The following is a 21,806-nucleotide window of genomic DNA, read 5'->3' as shown; positions in this document are numbered from 1 at the left end:
TTCCAATCAATCCCTTTTATTAGCTCTTCTTTCTCTATCGCTTCAGTTTATAACCTAAAAGTAATAACAAGCACCATAGAGGAATAATAATGACTGCCAAACTCATATCAGGCATCTGTACAGGAATATATGCTTCAAGAAAAGGCAAGCTTATTCCTATCATATCAAAAAGTCGAGTCATCAATCCATTTTTCCCAAAACCACTGACAAACATAATGCAAAATAATAAAGCAAGAAAGCAGAGGCAAAGATAGTTAGCGTAAGGATATAAACCAAACGCATAAATAAAATCGCCCTTTCTGTTCTTATGGGCATTGCGAAATTTCAAATGAACAATAACAATAATAGCCCAAGTAATCACTGCTGCTGCAGTTGCAAGAGCCATGATCCGCATGAAACTATTATCAGGAATAAGAGCATTAACAACGACAATCAACGCCGTACATAATGATGAAAAAAGGATAGCAATATAAGGAACACGAGCAGCACTCAGTTTACTAAAAATATGTGGTGCATTTTTTTGTACAGCTAAACTATAAAGCATACGGCCATTAGAATAAATGCCACTATTGTAAACAGAAATAGCAGCCATAATCACCACAAAATTCAAAATATGACCAGCAGCAGGAATTCCTATAGTCTCGAAAATTGTGACAAAAGGACTACCATTTTTTCCAATCATATTCCAAGGGCTGATTATCATAATAATGCTGATAGAACCAATATAAAAAATTATAATCCTCCACATAACTTGACGAATAGCCGCTGGAATTGTTTTTTGTGGATTAGATGCCTCTCCAGCAGTAATACCAATAAGCTCCGTTCCTCCAAAAGAAAACATTACTACAGAAGTTGCTAAAACAACCCCTACTGCTCCATAAGGGAAAAACCCGCCATGGTCCCAAAGATAATGAATATTCGCTTGATTTTCCCCTAGTCCAGTGACAATGAGAAAAATTCCAAAAATAATCATACCAATAACAGCAGCCACTTTGATCAAAGCGCAAGCAAATTCAAATTCTCCATAAAAACGAACATTAAACAAATTAACAAATGTAACAAATAAAAGAACAATGAAAGATGTCTTCCAATGATCAATCAAAATCCAATGATCAAGGTAAAACCCTATCACTGTAAGTTCAGCCATGCTCACAAGAATATAAAGAAACCAATAATTCCAACCTGTTATGAAACCAGCTAATCTCCCCCAATATTTATAAGCAAAAAAACTAAATGCTCCTGAAGACGGTTCTTCTACTGACATTTCACCAAGCATTCGCATAATGAAATACATAATAAGCCCGCCGACAAGATAAGATAAAATAACTGAGGGACCAGCTAATTGAATTGCCTCGGTTGACCCATAAAAAAGTCCTGTCCCAATAACGCCACCCAAAGCAATCATTTGAATATGGCGATTTTGAAGGCTACGCTTCAATTCCTCGTGCTTTTTTTCAGACATCATGCCTCACTACTTTTGTTGAACTTAACCTCAACTTTTATTGAAAAATTAGGCACCTCTTTTAAAAAACACAAAACAAACGTAAACTTATTTTCTTATCATAATGCAACTCCTTATTTTTTTGTGCATTATACGTATGTCCGGTTGAAGTTTTAAGAAAAAATATGCTCCACCCTTTATTTAAATTAATGTCCTTCATTTTCGTTACACTAACCATTATAGCATTGGTCATTGATAACGCACACTCTGTAATCACATCACATTGGACAACAACCCCCTTTAATAAAATTTTAACAAGCCTTCTGCAAACAGATATCTATCACCTTAATCAATCTCTATGCAAGGTAATGCCTGATTTTCTGTCCTCAATTTGCATTACTCTCACTTATTTACCCGCATGGTCTATCTTTGGTGCTTTAGCAATAGTATTTTGTATCTTAAATTACGAAAAACAAAAGCCTTTTCACAAAATATCATATACATATAACGAAGAGTACATTTGATCTTGAAAAAAACTTCTAGAGCTCTCTGTACTATAACATAATCGATGTCGCTTACCCCCCCCACTCTATTAAAACAACTGAAGATCACTTGATCATCAGAAAAAATTAAAACGCTTCATTATAAATATAGGCGCTCACTTATGATTTCTATAGATAACGATAACATCACTTTATTTGTATCAATTTAAAAAAATTAGCGAATAAATCTACCTCCCATCTATAAGAAAACTCTGTACAGAAAAAACTTAAAATATTGCAGTTCATATATTTTTCTATAGCTGCTTCTTTAATACTCTACAAAAACTTTTCTTAATTTTCGTACTAGAAACCCCATATAAAAAAACGTCTTCTAATATCAGCTCTCCTTATAAGATTGGAACTTATTAAAATTAATGAAGAAGCTTATAAAAATTATTCTACAAGTCTAACAAAATGCGTGAAATAAAGACTCATCTGTAAATAATTGCAATTGTGATAAAAAATATTTCGCACCTTCTCCCTATTGAGAAAATGGTAAGATAACAGCTTCAGTAACACTCTAGTTCTTTTAAATCTGAAAATCGTCTCGCTAAAATATCAACTTTTTTAGATATCTCATCCAAACTTTTCCATTGATTAGTTACCTCTCGAGAAAGTTCCTCAATGAATTTTTCTTGGTTAGCTAGCTTCATTTCTAATTCTATCAGCCGATCTTCATCCAACATGATTTTTACTCCCTCTTAAATAAAAAACGTGATTAATTCTATTAATTCTCCTCCCTTTTTCTTCCCATAAAAATGAGAAGTAACTTCTCAACTAATTCTACTCATCTATTTGCACATTATAAAAGGTTTATGATGATCTTTATTTTCCCAATCACTCTATGTAACAAATTTCTTTCTTAAGAATCAGAAAATGTTTTTATCTTTACTAAGTGATCTTGACACCATTTTTCATCCTAAAGATCTACATTCCCAGCTTCTTAATTTAAGTGCTATCGTAAATTGAAACGCATTTTATAGCATTAAGGTCAAAGAATACTTTCCTCTGACTTTTACATAATTCTCCTTCAAATTATTATCATATGTATAAATTATTGAAAAAATGCATTCTTGCTTTTATACGTACTTTTAGCTATTACCCTCAAATTAGTTTTGTCTCATTGACTTACAAACCTATGCCGCATTAGCTCAGTTGGTAGAGCACATCATTCGTAATGATGGGGTCGCTGGTTCGAATCCGGCATGCGGCACCACTTTTTGTGTTTAACATATTGAAATATATAAAATTTTTCTTTAAACAGCCATTTTCAGACCACCTTTTAGACCACCTTCTACAGTTTATATAATTTTACCTAATTTGTTCTTATTTGCTCCTTATTTTTCTTTGGAGTAAAAGCTAGGATCTCTTTTTTTCTCCATCTCACTGCTCTCCCTAGCTTATATGGCTCCGGAAACAACCCCTGAAGCATCCAATTGCGAATCGTTGTTGTGGATATACTAAAAAGCTGTGCACACTCACGTATTATTACATATCTATTGCCATCATCAAATATCATCTCATTGCCTTTTTATTTTTTATGTTATGTGAATGGGCTGGGATGCTAGGAGGAGAGAGCTTCCTATATTGTCAAGCAGCTTTTTGTCAAAATCTTTTGTGTCTCTTGTGCTATTGCCTCTAAAAAGATTTCAATAGCTTGATTGATTTGTTTAAGAGGCTGCTGGAAACGTAGCCAATACAACACCAGACAAAGATGATACCATTGGACCCGAACGCCCTACCAAATGCTTCATATGAAAAAGAAAATATATGAAACCGAACTAATTGTTCAAATTTATTACAGTACAATATTCTTAAAAAAACTATCAAATATCATTGGTCTATATATTGAATATGCTCCACTAATATATTGTTTCAGTTGGAAACAGACTGTAAGAGAGGAGAAACATCCATTATGTTTTTTATGTAACAGTTTATTTAAAATCCTTCATAAAGGTATTTTTTAATGAAATTAAGCAATTAGGGAAAAAAACAAAGAATAATTAAATTAACTATAGATTTTTTTATTAAATATGTATAACACGTTATGTATATGTTTTATTGATTCTAAGATGAGTTTTAGATGTATAATGTTAAATTATAATGTTTTTTTGTTTTTATAAAAAAATTCTGTGGTGCAATTTATGACTTTTGAAATTACTTAAAAATCAACACCTAATTATTTCATTAATTATTATGTCTCTTATTTTTTGTTAAAAATGCTTTTTGTCATTGGAATTATTGAAGTTTTTTCAAGTAAAGTTCTTCTAAATCATTCTGGATCAACTGTAAGAATTTATGAGTGAAATCTATCTGATTATAAATGGATTTATTATAAAGTTATTGTCTTTAGATGGAGATCAATTGCTGCAAAATGAATAGTATTTAGCATAATCTTTATTCAAAAAAATGATATAGATCTTAAAATAATCCACTATGGATGTTTTGAATTTATTATGCCCTTTCGCTGTTCTGTTCTTAAAAATGAGTAGATGTAAGTTTTTAATTCATATCCTGCTTTGTGTAGTTTTTTATAGGTAAAAATAATGCGAAAAATATCAAAAGAAGGGCTTGTATTGATTAAGCAATTGGAAGGCTTGCGTTTATCAGCTTATGAAGATTCTGGTGGTGTATGGACAATTGGTTATGGACATACAAGTGCTTCTGGTGCCCCAAGCGTTCACAAAGATATGCAAATTACGGAAAAAGAAGCTGAAAAAATCCTTTGTCAGGACTTGAGGGAGTATGAAGCTGTTGTTGAAAAAGCCGTTACCGTTCCTTTAAACGATGAACAATTCGCGGCATTAGTATCATTTTGCTATAATGTAGGAATCACAGCATTTCGCAGTTCTACACTTTTAAAAAAGCTTAATAAAGGTGAATATGAAGCGATACCAACCGAATTGCAAAAATGGACAAGAGTGGGAGGAAAACGTATCCAAGGTCTTGTCAATCGCCGAGCAACCGAAGCAGGATTGTGGGCAAAAGGAGCTCATGTTGCCCCCAATTATCATGTAGTAGAACCAGAAGGCGTAACAGGTATTTGCAAAGTAGAAGCTCTTGCACCAATCATAGGTTCTTTTTCAGGGCTTGGAGGTCTTTTTGCAGGAAATGGTCCTGTTCAATGGGTTCTAGCAGGCATTATGGTTTTAGCCGCTTGTACAGCTATGATATACATTGCTAAACGTTTTCAGGAACACCGCCTATGATTTTATGGATAAAAAAATATCTGACAATGACGTCAGCGCTCATAGCAGCTTTTCTTATAGCTTTAGTCAAAGCCTTTTTTCTTGGGAAAAAAGTTGAGAAGCAAAAGCAAACAAAAGAAGATTTCAAGATAGCGACAACACGGCTTGAGGTAGAAAATGAAATTAATAAGAAAAGTGATGCTGATGTGCGCACTAAGCTTTCTAGCTGGTTGCGCGACGAATGAACGAACTTCTTGTATTGGATGGCTGCCAATTTATTTGAATCGACAAGATATCAATGTCATTAGTCCAAATTTGGCGAGAGATATTTTAAAACATAACGAACAAGGTGAACGTTTATGTGGTTGGAGAGATAAACGGAAAATAAAGTGATAAAAATATAATTCCTCTGAAACATCAATCAATGAAAAGATTTGAAAGAGGTGGATACATTCAGATTAAAAGTAAAAGCACTTAAAGGATTAAAACACTCTGGTGGTCGATTAGTTTTAATTAGAGTAACGGAGATGTCTGAGTTGAAGCGAAAGGATTCAACAGATTATGTTTGTGTAAAATGATTGAGTCTATTGATGTATTCTATGGGCATCTTTGTTATCCTATCAAAAGAAGATGAGAAAAGATTTTATGGATTGCACTACTATCGTCGTTCAAAGAACTGATCATACACAAAGGCTCTGTTTTCAACAAAATAACATCTAGGAGCTGGCATGCTTGAAGAAAAGAAATCTACGGAAGCTATATAATGAATAATGGTAAGGCTTTTATGTGATTTGTAAATGACGTTGCTTCAGCTTCCTAATTATAATAATGATGTTGACGATAAGGCAAATACTTTCGCACTGTATCTGCTTTTTCATGCTAAAGTGGCGGGAAAACATTGTGAATGATCTTGGCTGTTAATTTTTCTATAGGTAAATTCCCTATGTGGGAAATGACATGCAACTCCAGTCGAGAAAACCAGCAACCATTTTTGCTTTTATTTTTTAACTTAGCTTTTTTACTTTCAAAAGTCGCCTAGCAATTTCTTGAAAAATATTGCTTTACTATTTTAAGATAATTTTTTTCTGAAATAAAATCCTTCTTTTAAAATATTACGGTAATATCTTGCAAACTCATGTACTGCTTTTAGAGAAAGTTTGTAATAAGACCGTGCCTTTCACGGCTTTTATTGTGATGTGTATAACGGAAAAATTAAGAGTGCGTATTATCTTTTCGAACATTCAACTACAATCTTATTTCATCACAATATTTATCTTGAGAAGATACTTTTACAAAGATACTGATAATCTATAAATCACTCTCCCCTAATTCACCTTCTCGCTCATCCTTCCATGCATTGCCTGTCCACCTTTTAAACCACCTTAAATTTTTGATATAAAATTTTTTCTTTAATTTTTATTTTTTATTGAATCATAAAAATGATATGTCTCAATCTCACCTCTATGCATCTTTATACGCTCTGATTCTTGTTTCTAAAGCCCAGATTGCCTACATATCGTACTGTTTTTATATTTAATGTATATTTTTAGATTTATTCCTAACTTGTTAGAAAAGTTGCTATATTTTGATAGAAATATCTTCTATCAGTTCACTTTTTTCAAAAGATTCTGAAAGGATTCTCAAAAAGTATGTAAAGTTAAAGACTATTTAATACGTATTGTTTCTTTTTTAGAAATCAAAATTGGTGATGCCCCATTCCTTACCAGCAATTGTGTTATTTGCAGAGCAGTCTGTATAAGATGGTGTATAAAGTTAACTAAAGTTTTTTGAATTTCTAGCATATTGTTTAAAGACAAAAAACTCCCTCTTATTATGCAAGCAGCTTAGACATCGGCTGATAATCCTCCCGCTTATAAAAATCCTTTCTTTAATAACCTTCAAAACCACAATTAAAGTGGTGAAAGATAAAACAAGATTTTTAGGCGATCATAACGCACAATAAAATCAGACCAGTCTAAATGTTCAATGCTAACACCTGCTAAACAGTGGAAAATAAGTTTTAGCACGCATTCAAATTGGAAGGGCTTAAGCCCCCCGCGCGCTACGATGGTTTTCTACTCTCATCGTACGATTTACATTCCCTCTAAAACTTAATCGCTGTAAATATAAAAATCTTGAAGCCCGTTCTAAATCCGTGAGAGTTTCTGGATCTTGCTGTATTAAACGTTGAAATTCCTCACAACTGCTCATCTGAAATGCTAAATTTTTCATAAAAGGACGATAGTGGCGTTGTAACATCCCTAAAAAGTTTACGACATAACCTGAGAGATTATTGCTGATTTCAGGAGATAGAATCAATTTCTGTTCAAAGAAAATATCACTCATACCAACAAAAAGGTTTAGTTTACATGCCATGAGGAATGTCCTCAAATAATTTTGATATTTTTTTGATCAAATTTCTTTTGTTACCAATATCAGCAGCAACTGGTGTGGAATTAACAGAATGATAATTTTTTATCTTAAAATGTATCCATCATTTTTTACATTCTTTCATCTATCTTAGCCTTCTTTTCACAGCTTCAAATGATAAAAAGTAACTGCAATGTTAAGTCGTTTTGCATCGAACAAATTTCTCGCAAACTATCCCTATTGGCTAGATGACAATCCATCCTCTATTTAAAGAGAGAAAAACTTTTCTTTTTTATTCAGCGATAAAGTAAATATTATCCAATTACTTACGAGTAAGTAATTGGATCAAATGGAAACTGTAATTCTTTCTACTCTGAGTAATCTTGTACCTATTTATATAGGTTTAGGAAAGCGTGCTGTTATGAATATTCATAAAAATGCTTCAAAAATTGATATCAGCAAAACCTCTGTTTAAAAAAGGAAAAGATGTTCTCTTACTTGCTACTGAAGAAACTGTTCAGATTTGTCTTGATGTTGCTAAAGAGATTCAAAAAACATGAAGTTATCCCAACGCTTACAAGTGTGCCAACAATTCAACTTTGAGATAATAGATCAGTGCTAGAGTTATGCCAATCTCACCAATCTGTTGTTGTCTATGAAGAGCATAGTATCAAAGGAGAAGCTTGGAGATGCAATTGTTAAATCGCTTATGGAACAAAACATTCTATGCCAATTTGTATCATTAGGCCCCCCACCATCCCCATCTGCAATAAAAATGAACTGGATATTTTAACAAGTTATAAAATCAATCGAGAACGCATAAATAGTGTTAGAAATGACATACTATACAAAAAATATTCAACTGCTTCCTAATATGCTTGCCAGTTCAAAAACATCATAAATCATTGAAAATACAAAAAATAAGAAAGAAAAGCATATTAATTCACGCAGTTTTGCTCTCAGTAAACGAGCTTTTTTAAAGATAGTACGGATATTTTTTCATTGCTTAAAAACGTACTCCATAAAAACAATATCATATCCATATAATATATTATCCAATGAACTTAATATAAATAATATATAGATTATAGAAATATTATTTATTAGATACATTTTTTATTATAATTATAGATTAAAATAAATACATATTGACATTTTTAATAATTTTATTTATGTATAATAATTAATATTATTCTATATTAAAATAAAACTAAATGGATTTTATAAATTTACGTTTTATGCCAATGTGGAAAAGAAGTAATTAATATATTTATTTTAATGTTTTTTATATACAGGAGGGAAAAATGCTCACAGCATTATTTATAGCTATTTTTTCTATATCAACAGTTGTTTTACCTTTAATATCAGCACTTGTTCCTTTTTATCCGTAGAATGAGATTTTAATAAAGTAAATAAAATATGTATGCAATGTTATTATTGTTTTTTTTCGTGTTAATTATTATCAATAATATTTAATATTATTGTAGTTACTGAGTATTTTCTGTGATTTTATAGAGGAGCTTATTGATCTTTTCTATTTAACTTTAACTGTCAACATATTTTTAAAATATATAATTATGCTCCTCTATAAAAAGACTTTCTTTTTCTGAAAGAAGTATAACATATTGCTTTCATTGCTTAAAAACATCTATATTTACTAAACTCTTGCGTGTAATATCTTTGATTATCTGAGTACCAGTCAGTGTCATAGCTACCCGCATTTCATTGGCAAAAAGATCAAGGAGATGCATAACACCTTTCTTACCTGCTGCTGCAAGCGCATAAACAAAAGCACGGCCAATCATAACAGCATCCGCGCCTTGTGCTATCATGCGTATAACATCAAGACCAGAACGAACACCTGAGTCCACTAAAATAGTCAAATAATCCTTTACAGCATCCGCAATTGCAGGCAATGCTCGTGTTGTTGATAATACACCATCAAGCTGACGTCCGCCGTGATTAGAAACAACAATACCATCCGCACCAAATTTTACTGCTTCTCGAGCATCTTCTGGATCAAGAATACCTTTCAAAATCATTTTTCCTTTCCAAAAATCGCGAATCCATTGTAGATCATGCCAACCAATTGATGGATCAAAATTTGCACCAAGCCAACCAACGTAATCATCCAATGCAATTTTCTTTTTGAGATAAGCAGAGACATTTCCAAGATCATGAGGGCGCCCCATAACACCAACGTTCCAAGCCCAATATGGATGAGTCAAAGCTTGTAAAAAACGACGTAAACCAGCATAAGGACCAGACATTCCCGAATGCGCATCACGATAACGTGCACCAGGAATTGGCATATCAACTGTAAAAACCAACGTGCGTACACCAGCCAACCAAGCCCGTTCTAGTGCATCACGCATGAAACCGCGATCTTTGAGAACATAAAGTTGAAACCAAAATGCACCTCCAACCGCTTCTTGCACTTCCGCAATAGGACAAACTGAAACAGAGGATAGAGTAAAAGGAATCCCTTTTGCCGCTGCGGCACGCGCTGCTTTTACCTCTCCACGACGTGCATACATGCCCGTTAGCCCAACAGGCGCAAGTACAATCGGTAAATCAAGTGTCTGATCAAAAAGCTTGATTGAAAGATCAACTTCATCAACTTGCCTTAGAATCCTTTGACGCAATGCAAGTGCTTGAAGATCTGTACAATTACGTCGCATCGTTTCTTCAGCATAAGCCCCACCATCAATATAGTGAAAAAGAAAGGGAGGAAGACGACGCTTTGCTGCCTTACGATAATCAAGTGTTGAAGAAATAATCATTGATGGCACCATTGTTTCTAAATGAAAAGAGAAAACATCCTAAAACGCATAAAAGCGAATCCATGTACCTACCTATTCGCTATTCTCCCAAAGCACTCTATTGAATAGATAGAAGCAACAGAGACTGCAACTTTCTAAAAAAACTAATTGATAAAAACAACGTCTTTATTGCTCTTATCCAAATTTAAAATCTCACAGTATGAAGTATCATTAATAACGTATCTACTCATATATTCTTCATGTGCAATTAAAATGTTATTCTCTCTTTAAAGCAATCCCTTTTCGAAAGCGATTGCTCCGTAGCTTAATTAGTTATAATTTAAAGTCGCTTCTCCCTCCAAAGATCCTTACATTATCAGTTATTAAGAATATAGAGTGTCATTAAGTATAAATCATAATCTCCCCCAAAAGATGAAAAAATCCTTTATTAATACTGGAAATAAAGCTGTCGCATACATGCAGAAATCTTCTTATATCAATATTCAAAACTGAGATCTGTTACTTATTCATGAAAGTTTATAAAAATATATAGTGCCTAATTCATATAAAGCATAAAAACTTTTAATGTTCATACCAATAGAAACCTTCATATTTAATTGAATAATTTTCTAGCAATATTATATCTTGAGGCTATAAATGAGTTACTAAAATTAGAACAATGTTTATTGAAAATAATTGTTACTAAACTGGAGTGAAAACTTATCTATTAACGCTTAAGGATAATTTTTATGCGGAATAAAATATACTGGTTATTACACTCTAGAAAAATTGAGCCAATTGCAGCATCCAATCTCGCATATTTACTTTGAAAAGTGAGTAGCTACTGTTATATTGAATTTTATTAACCTATTGATTTATTATCATAAATATGAACAACATATTGAATATAGTAAAATTCTTTTATTGTAAATTTTGTCATGATGAAATAATCAAAACTATTCTTTTGCACATCATAAATGGAGTTCGTATAGATAGAACCTCTTGAAAAAAGAAGTAAAAATGCCTCTCATACCCTCTCAAATGCAAGAGATGAGATAACCTTGGAAATTAAAAATAGAATGCATGACGCCGGTTTTGCGAAGCACAAAATTTTCTTTTATCTAAAATACGTTTTCTGCATACATGTTATCAAAATTCGTGGTTCCCAACTCATTTAAAATGCTTGGACAACTTTAAACCCTGTGCTTGATAATGTGATCCAACATCATGTCCATAAAGGGTTGATGGTCGATTAAGCATATGCTCATAGACCAAACGGCCAATAATTTGACCATGCTCTAAGATAAAAGGAACTTCATGGCTCCGCACTTCTAAAACCGCTCTTGCTCCTTTTCCACCCGCCTCCTTATGCCCAAATCCTGGATCAAAAAAGCCTGCATAATGCACCCTAAACTCGCCCACTAAAGGATCAAAAGGTGTCATTTCTGCGGCATAAAGCGGAGGCACATGAACAGACTCTCGTGAAACTAAAATGTAAAATTCATCAGGATCAAGAACCAACTCCCTTTGACCACGATCAAAAAGAGGTTCCCAAAAATCTAAAACGTGGGCAACGGCACGTTTATCAATATCAATAACACTTGTATGATGTTTACCACGATAACCTATAAGCCCGTTTTCGTCTCCCTTTAAATTAATGGAAAGACCAATACCACCAACACTAATATTAGGAAAATCATCCGATATCAGTGTTTCTTGCCTTTGCAAAGTGTGCAACTCTATTTCATTTAAATAACTTTGCCCTTTTCTAAACCGAAGCTGTGATAAATGTGAGCCTGTATGCACCAAAATTGGAAATGTGCGTGGACTAATTTCCAAATAAAGTGGACCATGATAACCAGCACAAACTTTATCAAACTCTTGAGCATTATCCGTAATGACACGTGTAAAAATATCTAATCGGCCTGTAGAACTTTTGGGATTAGCAACAGCAGATAAAAATTCTGGTAAAGCTAAACTTTCCAAAAGAGGAACAATATAAACACACCCCGTTTCCAAAACGGCTCCACCTCGTAAATCAAACTCATGCAACTTTAACCGTTCAAGCTTATCCAAAACTTTTGTATCAGGTCCCGGCATAAAAGAAGCACGTATACGATAAGCTTTCTCCCCTAAACGAAGATCAAGGCTTGCTGGTTGTATTTGAGATCTATCAAATGGATACTGAGCCTTGAGAAAGTTATTCTCAATCAAAGCTTGTATATCACTATCTGCTAAAATACCGCTTATACGCGCCATATATATTGCCTTCCCTTTTTACATTGTTTCTTTTTTGACCTAGATGATAAACTGGTGCAAGCTATTTTAAAGTGATAAAAACTATTTTTATGTTTTTTCCAACCGACTTGTTAACATAAAATAAAATAGGAGGTATTGTAAAAATAATACCTCTCATGTTCTCTTATTCTTGAATGTCTCGCAAATGATGTTATCATAATTTTCTATAGAACCCTTAAGATTCCTGTTAGAATTTATTATGATTATACGCCATCTTAGCGAAAATATTATTAATCAAATCGCCGCCGGTGAAGTTATTGAACGACCAGCAAATGTTGTCAAAGAACTTGTTGAAAACGCTATTGATGCTGGTGCAACACGCATTGAAATTATTACAGCAAATGGTGGAAAAAATTTTATAAAGGTGAGTGATAATGGTTATGGAATTCCTGCAGATCAATTAACTTTAGCAGTTTCTCGCCATTGTACCTCAAAGATTACCGATGACGTACACAATATCTGCTTCCTTGGATTTAGAGGAGAAGCCCTCCCTTCTATTGGTTCTGTTGCTAAACTTAAACTCATTTCACGAACAAAAGATGCTGAGAGCGCTGCTGAAATTTCCGTTACTGCAGGAAAAATTGTAGGACCCAAACCAGCTGCTGCGAATCTTGGAACAATTGTTGAAGTTCGTGATCTTTTCTTTGTCACACCGGCACGATTAAAATTTATGAAAACTGATCGGGCTGAAACAAGTGCTATTAGCGATATGATTAAACGAATTGCTATCGCATTTCCACATATCCGCTTTTCTCTTTCAGGACTAGACAGAACATCTATAGAACTGTCTGCTACAGAAAATAATACTCAAGGACAATTACAACGTATTACGCAAATTATGGGAAAAGAATTCGCCCCTAATAGCATTACACTGAATGCTGAACGCGAAGCAGTGCGCTTAACGGGTTTTGCTTGCTTGCCATCTTTTAACCGAAATAACAGCCTACATCAATTTGCTTATGTTAATGGGCGTCCCGTGCGTGATAAATTTCTATGGAGTGCACTCCGAGGTGCTTATGCTGATGTTATGCCCCGTGATCGTTATCCTGTCGCTATTCTTTTTATTGATCTCCCACCTGCTGAAGTAGATGTTAATGTTCACCCAGCTAAAGCTGATGTACGATTCCGTGATCCAGGATTAATTCGTGGTTTAATTGTTGGAGCTATTCGTGAAGCATTGCAGCAATCTGGTATTCGTCCGACTTCAACCCGTTCTGAAGCAATGCTTACTGCATTTCAAACACAACAACCATTGGCACAACAACCATTAGGCAATTTTAAGAACACGCACCAGTTCTCTTCTTATAACCCACAGCCTCATCATTTTACCAGCGCTTCAATGGTTCACAAACCCCTAGATATTACTAGCTCTTTTGATTTAAAAGAAGATGCTACTCCTATTATGGAGGGCTTAAATATACCAAGTGGAGATGCATACATTCCAAGCACTATACCTTCATCAGAAGAGTTATCTTATCCACTAGGAGCGGCCAGAGCACAAATTCATAAAAACTATATTATCGCCCAAACACAAGATAGTTTGATCATTGTCGATCAGCATGCAGCTCATGAACGATTAGTTTATGAAGCACTCAAAAATGCACTTTATTCCAAACCGCTTCCTTCACAGTTATTACTTATTCCTGAAATTGTAGAACTCTCTGAAGAGGATGCAACATGCCTTTTAACGCATAAAGATGCTTTGCAAAAATTTGGATTAGGAATAGAATCATTTGGACCAGGAGCAATTGTTGTGCGTGAAACCCCTTCCATGTTAGGAGAGATCAACGTCCAAGCTCTTATTAAAGATCTTGCAGATGAAGCCGCTGAGTATGATACAACAAACAATTTAAAAGCAATGCTTGATTATGTTGCAGCAACGATGGCCTGTCACGGTTCAATACGGTCAGGGCGCCTTTTACGCCCCGAAGAAATGAACACACTATTACGACAAATGGAGGCAATACCTAATACAAGTACATGTAATCATGGGCGCCCTACTTATATTGAACTCAAATTGGCAGATATAGAACGTCTTTTTGGCAGAAAATAAGCTCTTCATCATTTTTACAAGAAAAATATTTTAAAATTAACTCTCGACTTTATAATATATTTTATGGCACTTTTCTTGAATCTCTTGTATCAAGTAAAAAGGAGTTATAATGTTTCCCAATGGTGAACGCGAAGCAAAAATTCATTATTCTAATAACGGATATGACATTATAGAATATGGTACCTATACCATTTGTGCTGTTAGCGGGCAAAAAATCCCTATAGATGATTTAAAATATTGGAATCATCACCGCCAAGAAGCATATGCTAGTTGTGAAATATCCTATCAGCGTGAACTTGAGTGCAACCCATATCTCAAGCAATTATTAAAAACAAAAGAAAAATAACCCCTCGAAAGCTACAAATTTAGCCTTTGCCTTTTAGACAAGAAAATTCAAGGGAACGTTTTCTAAAGCGGGTCATGACCTCTTCAAGGACCATACGACAGAAGTCTTTTTGAACAAAATCGACATTCACATCAAAGACAATAAGATTTTTCAAACCTTTTTGCGTGTGAATTGTCTGTATACGGATATAATCTTTAGCTGTTGTTGCTAGCCATAAATTGTGCATTTTAGCCTTTTGTATAAGGCTTTTTAAATTTTTATCTGTGAAAAAATAGTGGTCTGGATATATGTAAGTTTGCACCACATGACCGGACAATTCTTTAATAGATTTAAAAAATTTATCTGGATTGCCAATACCAGCAAATGCCAAAAATGATTTTCCTGAAACCTCATCAGAGGCACTGGCTTTAAGATGAGCACGATATAAAGGCTTTCCAGTACGCGAAACAAGAAAAGCGACATTATCAGGCGCATCGGAATGACCAATCAATAAAACACTATCCATAAAAGAAAACTGCGTTTTTAATGGTACGCGCAAAGGTCCTGCTGGAAAGACAGCTCCATTACCAAAACCGCGCATCGCATCAACAACGAGTAACGCATAATCCATATAAAGACGGCGACTTTGAAATCCGTCATCCATTAAAATAAGATTACATCCCTCTTGTTTAAGCCGTTGTGCCGCTGCATAACGATTAGGTGATACAGCTACAAAAGCATGCCGTGCAAGTAAAAGTGCCTCATCTCCAACACTATATGGAGTATCATATTTTTCATTTACAAGATGTACCCCTTTAACTGATCCACCATAACCACGAGATATAATACCAGGTACGAAACCAAGTTCTTTAGCCACTTTTGTAAAAGCAATAACAACCGGCGTTTTACCCGCACCGCCACATGTAAAATTTCCAATACACAAAACTGGCAGATCAATCACGGGAGGCTGTCTTGTCATAAAACGACTTGAAAAATAACCATACCCCCATGAAACTGGAGCTAACACAAAACGCAAAAAGCTTTTATTTTTCCACCAAAAACGAGGGGCGCTAATATGCATATCTACCCTGACGCTGACGTAAACCTGTTTGTATTACAAGGGGTTGTAAAAATGGATCTAAAATCTTTAATGTGCGCTCAAATGCACCTGCCATACCTGTCGCCACTTCATGAGCCTTATCAATCATTTCTTGCCGCAATGTTTCATTTGTTAAAAGCTTATACACCTGAATAGCAAGCTGTTTTGTATCTTGAACCATATATGCTGCATCATGCGTTAGAAATTGTTTGAACATCTCTTGAAAATTTGAAACATGAGGCCCTGTCAAAATAGCGGAACCAAGCAAAGCCAATTCCAATGGATTGTGTCCACCATTTCCACATAACGATTTACCAACGAAAGAAACTTTCGATAAGCGAAGAAAAAGTCCCATTTCTCCAATGGTATCTCCCCATAAAATATCGGTATTCATGTTTGGAACAACGTCTCTACTCCTACGAATAAAACTTAACCCCTTATTATCGCATTTTCTGATAAGATCTTCTGAACGTTCAGGATGACGAGGTACAATAATTGTTAATAAATCTGGCAAATAATTTTTAACAATTTTATGGACCTCAAAAGCAATCTCCTCTTCCCCTTCATGCGTTGAAACAGCTGCCCAAACTGGGCGATTGCCGATAGCATTACGATAACGTGCAAGCAATTCTTGATTTTCAACCAGAAAAACATCAGCCTTGAGATTACCAGAAAACGTAACAGATTTTACGCCAAGTGTATGGTAATAAGCTACATCTCTTTCATTTTGACCAATCGCCAAATCAATATCCTTAAAAATATGTTTGGCAAGAACGCGTCGTTTTTGCCAAGCTTTAAAAGAACGTTCAGACATATGGGCATTAACCAAAATCTGCGGAATACGCATTTTTGCAAGTTCTTTAATACGGAGAGGCCAAATTTCTGATTCACAAATCAAGACGAGATCAGGCTTCCAATGACTAATAAAACGCCGCACTGCAAAATCTAAATCCAAGGGAGCATATTGATGAATCAACCGATGACCAAAATGTTTTTTTACAAGAGTGGAAGATGTCACAGTCCCAGTTGTTAATAACACATTGATTTTTAATGATAAAATATAATCAATAAGTGGAACAAGCGCAAGTGTTTCTCCAACACTTGCTGCATGTAACCAAACTAACGAACCTTGGGGACGGGCATGAGAACTTTTGCCTAAACGCTCTTTTTTGCGACACCACTCTTCTTTTCCACAGATAGAACGAAAAAATAAATAAAAAGGAACAACAGGACATAAGCAAAAACCAATTATTCGATAGGTTAAAAGAGCCGCATGTGCCTTTAATTCTACCATTTAAAATCACCTCATCCAGCTATTTTAAGATATCTATATACTTATTTTGTTAAAAAAATCATCAACGCTATTGGTTGCATCCATATTTTTTAATATCATCCATATCTTAAATAAAAAAAGCTTAATCCATGAGAAAATTCAATACATATACACATTATTTAAATCTCTTTTAATTAAATTTTGTAACTTATATCGATTTATCATTTCAATTTGCACCCTATAAAAAATTTACTCAAAAATAACAAAACTACAATTCAGTTGATTATAATTTTGAAAATATAAATGATAAACCTATGACATAGATTGTATCAATTTTTTCAACTCACTGAATAAATACTTCTTATGATTTTAGTGAGACTTTGAATTTTGCACGTTGGTATTTTAGAGAAAAAGCTTATTTTTACATATGTTAGGTATTGTCAATTTTTCAAAAAATAGCCCATATAGACATTACAACCTAATATAAATACAACAAATAAAATGTGTTTAAAAGGAAGCTCAATCTCTATTATTTCATTTCAATAAAATGAATATGTCAAACTAATCTTAAAAAACTTTTGAATAGTATAGAGTTTTCATTTTAAATTGTGATATAATCTCTTAAAGGTAATCTAGAAAAATCTAATCTTGTTTAATAGAGAATTTCTTAAAAGTCTTAAAGCAATTTAAATAAGAGTTTTCAAAATTTTAAATCCTCTCTTTTCAGGACGTCGCAATGATATATTATTCCTTTTAAGATTGTATATAATCAACACAAAATGATTAACTTATAGATTTTAGTTTTAAATGAGTACTCAAGAAACCCTTATGAGGTAAGTTAACTTCATAAATCTATTCAGTTTCTCTAAGTTTCTAATTTTGGTAAAGTTTCTAACGACTTTCATGGTTTCTAAGCTTATAGTAATAACTCGTTGAAAAAATTCCAATAGATAAGTAATGAGTGCTAATAATCTCAACAGAGTAATAATTGGTATCATTAATAATGCTACTCTTTTTATTAATCTTAACGCATTAGTGTCTCATACCCCATTCAAAAGCAGAGTGACTATTCACAATATAATCATAAACTTCGAGTGATAGCTGTCATGATAATATTGCTGTTGTAAATAGGTTGATAGAAACTGTCTTGCATTTTTATTAAGCGTAAAGATGGTGGTGCAATAATGGATTTTATACCTTGCGCGATTAGAAGAAATGGGAGTGATATCGACTGATCAAAACTACAGTGGACCACGGCGTTCGCGGCCTTTTGACCGGCATCGCAGCGGATTTGTTTTAGCGGAGGGCGCAGGTCTGTTCGTTATTGAAAAATTATCTAACGTACTGGCGCGGCAGCATGAGCCGTTGGCCTATTTATTGGGTTACGGCGGCGCACTTTGCGCACAGCATATTGTAGCGCCGCATAAAGATGATCTCGAAATGCAACTGTCGATGGAACGAGCCATCGAACATGCGGGTATTGACCGTACCGCTATTGATTTTGTGAATACACATGGGACATCGACAGTACAAAATGATCAGCACGAAGCCAGCGCAATCAGAACGGTTTTTGGCGCGCACAACCCAGCGATTGTGGCAACAAAATCTTGGCACGGGCATCTGATTGCTGCTGCCGGTGCGATGGAAATTTTGTGTGTACTGGTTTCTTTTCGGAACAATGTTTTGCCTAAAATTTTGAATTGTGATGAAATCGATCCTCAATTGCCTGCTAGCATTGCGCTTGTGAGGGAGCATCAGTACCGACCGCTTAAATATGCATTGAAAAACTCATTTGGTATGGGTGGTAGCGCAAGCAGCTTGGTTTTAGGGAACCCACAATATCTGTAAGGGACACCTCATGCTGAACAATATATTCCTTATTAGAAAGAAACTGGCAAGCGATTTATCATCACAGTCATTATTCGGCAGAGGATGTCAGCATGATGACAAAAGGGTGTGCAGATACCGTAAGTTAGATATTTTCGTGATCGCCCGCAAGAGGAGCAAAATAAGCTGTTTGTTTTTGTGATTAGAAATAATTTCAAAGGTCTAATCAGCTATTTTGTTGCGTCTATGCTAAAATTGAAAGCTTGGATCGTCAGTATTCATGATTTAGACATTGTTGATATGCTGGTTGATGCCAATTGCATTGCGGCTGTTGTAATGAGCCATGAAGTTAGGAATATTAGTATCATCAGTCACCGGATTAATATGGCGTTTGATCACTGTTTTTCAACTGTGAACGAAAATCTGGCTGATTTTACAGCATATCTGTGCGCGCATTTCTATTTTTGTACCTCCGGAACAACCAGTAAGCCGAAGTTGATTCAATATCATGAAAATATTCTGATTGAGAATGCCATCGCGGTGAGCCAATCTATTGGACTAAGTAATGAAGATTGCTCATTGTGTTATTTCCCAGTGCAGTATATGTATGGTCTCTCTACTATGCTATGTGCCTTCTTATCGGATAGCAAACTGGTATTTGAAAAATTTCAAATAAGTAATATTGTTGAACTCGTTTCGCACTATAGCATTACCAACTTGCCTTTAATCGGTGACTGGATGCTGGAAGTAAGCGACATTTTTACCAAAAGCCGAATCCATGTGCAAAATATCTTGAATGCATCCGATCGTTTGCTCACCGTACAAGCATCGGGCATCCTCTCATCATGCACGACGTTATGGAATAACTTCGGTCAGACCGAATCCGGACCGCGCTTGTTTCATAATAAGATCTGCTCGCTACGCGATATTGAAAGAACCAGTAAATATGGCGTTGTGGCACTGGGTAAGGTTCTGGTGAGTGATATAAAAATTGATTTGCGCCCCATTGATCGGACGGATGCTTCTGATTCAGTGCGCCGTATGTTTTATAAAACGCCTTTCGCGTGTGATGGTTATGTTGATAGTTCCTTGCAATTAAAGCCGCGTGATGAATGGTTTGATTCCGGCGACCTGTTTGTTAAAGATGAATCCGAATGCTATTACTGGATAGCCAGAGCCGTTAATGAATTTAAACACAATGGTAAGTTTATCCCAGTTCAACTGATCTCAAATGACATTATTAAGTATGCCGGATGTTTAAGGCATTACTTTTCAAAAGCACAGAACGGCGATCTTTATCTCAACCTTGATATGTCGGCAAATAGTGAGCAGATTAAAGTCGTTACTAAACTATTGACTGATAAATGGTATCAGTATGCATTTAAAGTAAATATCAGAAAAATTGCCACGACAAATACAGGAAAAATAAAATGTACCATGTAGATAAAGCTCATGATATGAGCAGAGTGTATGTTAATCGTCGTGCAAACAATTATCTGTGCATTGTCAGCCATTCTTTTTATACCTATTTTTTAGCTATTGATAGGCTTCATCGTTATTTGCCTGTATCGACGAGACGTACATCAAGAATGATATTGCACCGTGAAATGGCGAATGTACTTTTTATCGATATATTTAAACGGATTTTGCCAGATGTAAAGATGTCACACAGTTCTGTAAACCATGGACGGAGTAAAAGTATTATGTTGGTTAATAAAGATGCGCGGACTTTCCAGCAGGGCAGGTGCTGGATAATCGGCTATGCACCACAATATTTAGCTGCATGGAGAGCTTGTATAAGGCATTATGCACCATCTCGGCGTGCATTTTTGATATAAATGATTATTTTTTAGTTGAACATGACAGGACGCGATGTGTTTTTCGGTACGTTGGGAATATATTTGCGTTTAAAGGGATGACGTTTATTTGTAACTGCTATTATCTTTGTCAATCTGTGATAACCGTTGTTTTGCTGGATGCATATTTGCAATCAATTATTTTAGATGACCTCTTATATGAGGACATAACCGTTTCTATACCCAGTTAGTTTTTAACGAGTTTATGGCAATGCCATAACTAGCTTCATTTAGAGGAATATGTGATGAATGATTTACTGGTGAATATCAGCCCTGAGCACTATGAAAGGTATGCTACTGAAGGTACATCATCGTGGAATGCGTATTTGATGGAAAGAATTCTGGAAGAAGCATCTGGTGTTACTTCTGCGAAGAAAAAAATTCTCGATATTGGCATGGGAACTGGCCACATGCTTTTCAAACTTTACCGCTCCCAAAAACTCACAGACTATTCCTTTTACGGGGTTGATATCGATCCCCGTATGGTTCAGTTTTGTGTTAAAAAATGTACCGAGTTAAAATACCAGCATGCATTCAACAGCATTGAAGCCAGTGTCAGCAATTTACCGTTTCCCGATAACTCCTTTTCAATGATTTATGCACGTTCCGTAATTCATCACTGGGCTGAACCTAAAAAAGGATTACAGGAGTTGTGCTGTGTTTTAGATCGCGGCGGTCGTATTATCATCCACGATCCCCTAGCTGATTCAGAAGAAACAGCACTGGGTATTTTTAACCAATCACGTCGTGAATGCGGTGTGGCAGCTATGTC

Annotated in this window: 17 protein-coding genes and 1 tRNA gene; 10 read left to right on the top strand and 8 right to left on the bottom strand. The window is 34.9% G+C overall.

From position 1 onward, the window contains the following. Nucleotides 1-34 precede the first annotated feature (34 nt). On the bottom strand, nt 35-1,462 hold the full coding sequence (locus ACFIQE_RS06530) for an amino acid permease (RefSeq protein WP_375707412.1): 1,428 nt from the start codon (nt 1,460-1,462) through the stop codon (nt 35-37). Between the two features lie 1,030 nt (nt 1,463-2,492). Next, the gene (locus ACFIQE_RS06525; protein WP_375630300.1) at nt 2,493-2,669 is read right to left on the bottom strand and encodes a SlyX family protein; all 177 of its coding nucleotides are present in this window, start codon (nt 2,667-2,669) and stop codon (nt 2,493-2,495) included. A gap of 454 nt (nt 2,670-3,123) precedes the next feature. On the opposite strand from ACFIQE_RS06525, the gene ACFIQE_RS06520 reads away from it, so the two are divergent. Further along, nucleotides 3,124-3,199 (top strand) — tRNA-Thr (locus tag ACFIQE_RS06520). A 99-nt stretch (nt 3,200-3,298) separates the two neighbouring features. Here ACFIQE_RS06520 and ACFIQE_RS06515 read toward each other — a convergent pair. Continuing rightward, nucleotides 3,299-3,502, bottom strand: a complete 204-nt coding sequence (locus ACFIQE_RS06515; protein WP_375707411.1) for a helix-turn-helix transcriptional regulator — start codon at nt 3,500-3,502, stop codon at nt 3,299-3,301. A gap of 1,027 nt (nt 3,503-4,529) precedes the next feature. Between ACFIQE_RS06515 and ACFIQE_RS06510 the strand changes: the two genes are divergently transcribed. Together ACFIQE_RS06510 and ACFIQE_RS06505 are read left to right on the top strand one after the other, a co-directional pair. Further along, complete coding sequence (locus ACFIQE_RS06510; RefSeq protein ID WP_375678665.1) at nt 4,530-5,192, top strand: lysozyme; 663 nt, start codon at nt 4,530-4,532, stop codon at nt 5,190-5,192. Continuing rightward, complete coding sequence (locus ACFIQE_RS06505) at nt 5,189-5,416, top strand: hypothetical protein (protein WP_375618608.1); 228 nt, start codon at nt 5,189-5,191, stop codon at nt 5,414-5,416. Before ACFIQE_RS06510 ends, ACFIQE_RS06505 begins: the two co-directional genes overlap by 4 nt. Before the next feature lie 1,801 nt (nt 5,417-7,217). Here ACFIQE_RS06505 and ACFIQE_RS06500 read toward each other — a convergent pair. Beyond that, entirely contained in the window at nt 7,218-7,547 is a 330-nt protein-coding gene (locus ACFIQE_RS06500; RefSeq protein ID WP_375612385.1) for a hypothetical protein, read from the bottom strand. 343 nt (nt 7,548-7,890) lie between these two features. Between ACFIQE_RS06500 and ACFIQE_RS06495 the strand changes: the two genes are divergently transcribed. Further along, nucleotides 7,891-8,016 (top strand): hypothetical protein, encoded by a 126-nt coding sequence (locus tag ACFIQE_RS06495; RefSeq protein ID WP_375612384.1) that lies wholly within the window; start codon nt 7,891-7,893, stop codon nt 8,014-8,016. Nucleotides 8,017-9,172: 1,156 nt separating this feature from the next. Here ACFIQE_RS06495 and lldD read toward each other — a convergent pair. Beyond that, nucleotides 9,173-10,324 (bottom strand): FMN-dependent L-lactate dehydrogenase LldD, encoded by a 1,152-nt coding sequence (gene lldD, locus ACFIQE_RS06490; protein ID WP_375630302.1) that lies wholly within the window; start codon nt 10,322-10,324, stop codon nt 9,173-9,175. A gap of 1,149 nt (nt 10,325-11,473) precedes the next feature. Then, the gene (locus tag ACFIQE_RS06485; RefSeq protein WP_375621066.1) at nt 11,474-12,562 is read right to left on the bottom strand and encodes a 2'-deoxycytidine 5'-triphosphate deaminase; all 1,089 of its coding nucleotides are present in this window, start codon (nt 12,560-12,562) and stop codon (nt 11,474-11,476) included. A 238-nt stretch (nt 12,563-12,800) separates the two neighbouring features. Here ACFIQE_RS06485 and mutL point away from each other — a divergent pair, with 238 nt between their 5' ends. Together mutL and ACFIQE_RS06475 are read left to right on the top strand one after the other, a co-directional pair. After that, nucleotides 12,801-14,654, top strand: a complete 1,854-nt coding sequence (mutL, locus tag ACFIQE_RS06480) for a DNA mismatch repair endonuclease MutL (protein ID WP_375630303.1) — start codon at nt 12,801-12,803, stop codon at nt 14,652-14,654. A gap of 109 nt (nt 14,655-14,763) precedes the next feature. Then, nucleotides 14,764-15,000 (top strand): DUF2093 domain-containing protein, encoded by a 237-nt coding sequence (locus ACFIQE_RS06475; RefSeq protein ID WP_375608064.1) that lies wholly within the window; start codon nt 14,764-14,766, stop codon nt 14,998-15,000. Between the two features lie 19 nt (nt 15,001-15,019). On the opposite strand, the gene lpxK is transcribed toward ACFIQE_RS06475, so the two are convergent. Further along, nucleotides 15,020-16,060, bottom strand: a complete 1,041-nt coding sequence (gene lpxK, locus ACFIQE_RS06470) for a tetraacyldisaccharide 4'-kinase (protein ID WP_375707410.1) — start codon at nt 16,058-16,060, stop codon at nt 15,020-15,022. Then, nucleotides 16,050-17,372, bottom strand: coding sequence for a lipid IV(A) 3-deoxy-D-manno-octulosonic acid transferase (gene waaA / locus ACFIQE_RS06465; protein WP_375707409.1), 1,323 nt, complete (start codon nt 17,370-17,372; stop codon nt 16,050-16,052). Before waaA ends, lpxK begins: the two co-directional genes overlap by 11 nt. Nucleotides 17,373-18,572: 1,200 nt before the next feature. On the opposite strand from waaA, the gene ACFIQE_RS06460 reads away from it, so the two are divergent. The 4 genes from ACFIQE_RS06460 to ACFIQE_RS06445 all read left to right on the top strand — a co-directional run. Then, on the top strand, nt 18,573-19,199 hold the full coding sequence (locus ACFIQE_RS06460; RefSeq protein ID WP_375707408.1) for a hypothetical protein: 627 nt from the start codon (nt 18,573-18,575) through the stop codon (nt 19,197-19,199). A gap of 177 nt (nt 19,200-19,376) precedes the next feature. After that, nucleotides 19,377-20,621 (top strand): AMP-binding protein, encoded by a 1,245-nt coding sequence (locus tag ACFIQE_RS06455; protein ID WP_375707407.1) that lies wholly within the window; start codon nt 19,377-19,379, stop codon nt 20,619-20,621. Between the two features lie 14 nt (nt 20,622-20,635). Further along, a complete protein-coding gene (locus tag ACFIQE_RS06450; protein ID WP_375707406.1) occupies nt 20,636-21,016 on the top strand; it encodes a hypothetical protein in 381 nt (126 codons plus the stop codon). A gap of 263 nt (nt 21,017-21,279) precedes the next feature. Continuing rightward, nucleotides 21,280-21,806 (top strand): class I SAM-dependent methyltransferase (locus ACFIQE_RS06445; RefSeq protein WP_375707405.1); only part of this gene is annotated, 527 nt, incomplete at its 3' end.

This window comes from Bartonella sp. AA1HLJMS (genome assembly GCF_042197445.1).
Lineage (GTDB): Bacteria > Pseudomonadota > Alphaproteobacteria > Rhizobiales > Rhizobiaceae > Bartonella.
The sequence above is the reverse complement of the archived record's forward strand: the minus strand, read 5'-3'. Positions and strand labels throughout refer to the sequence as shown.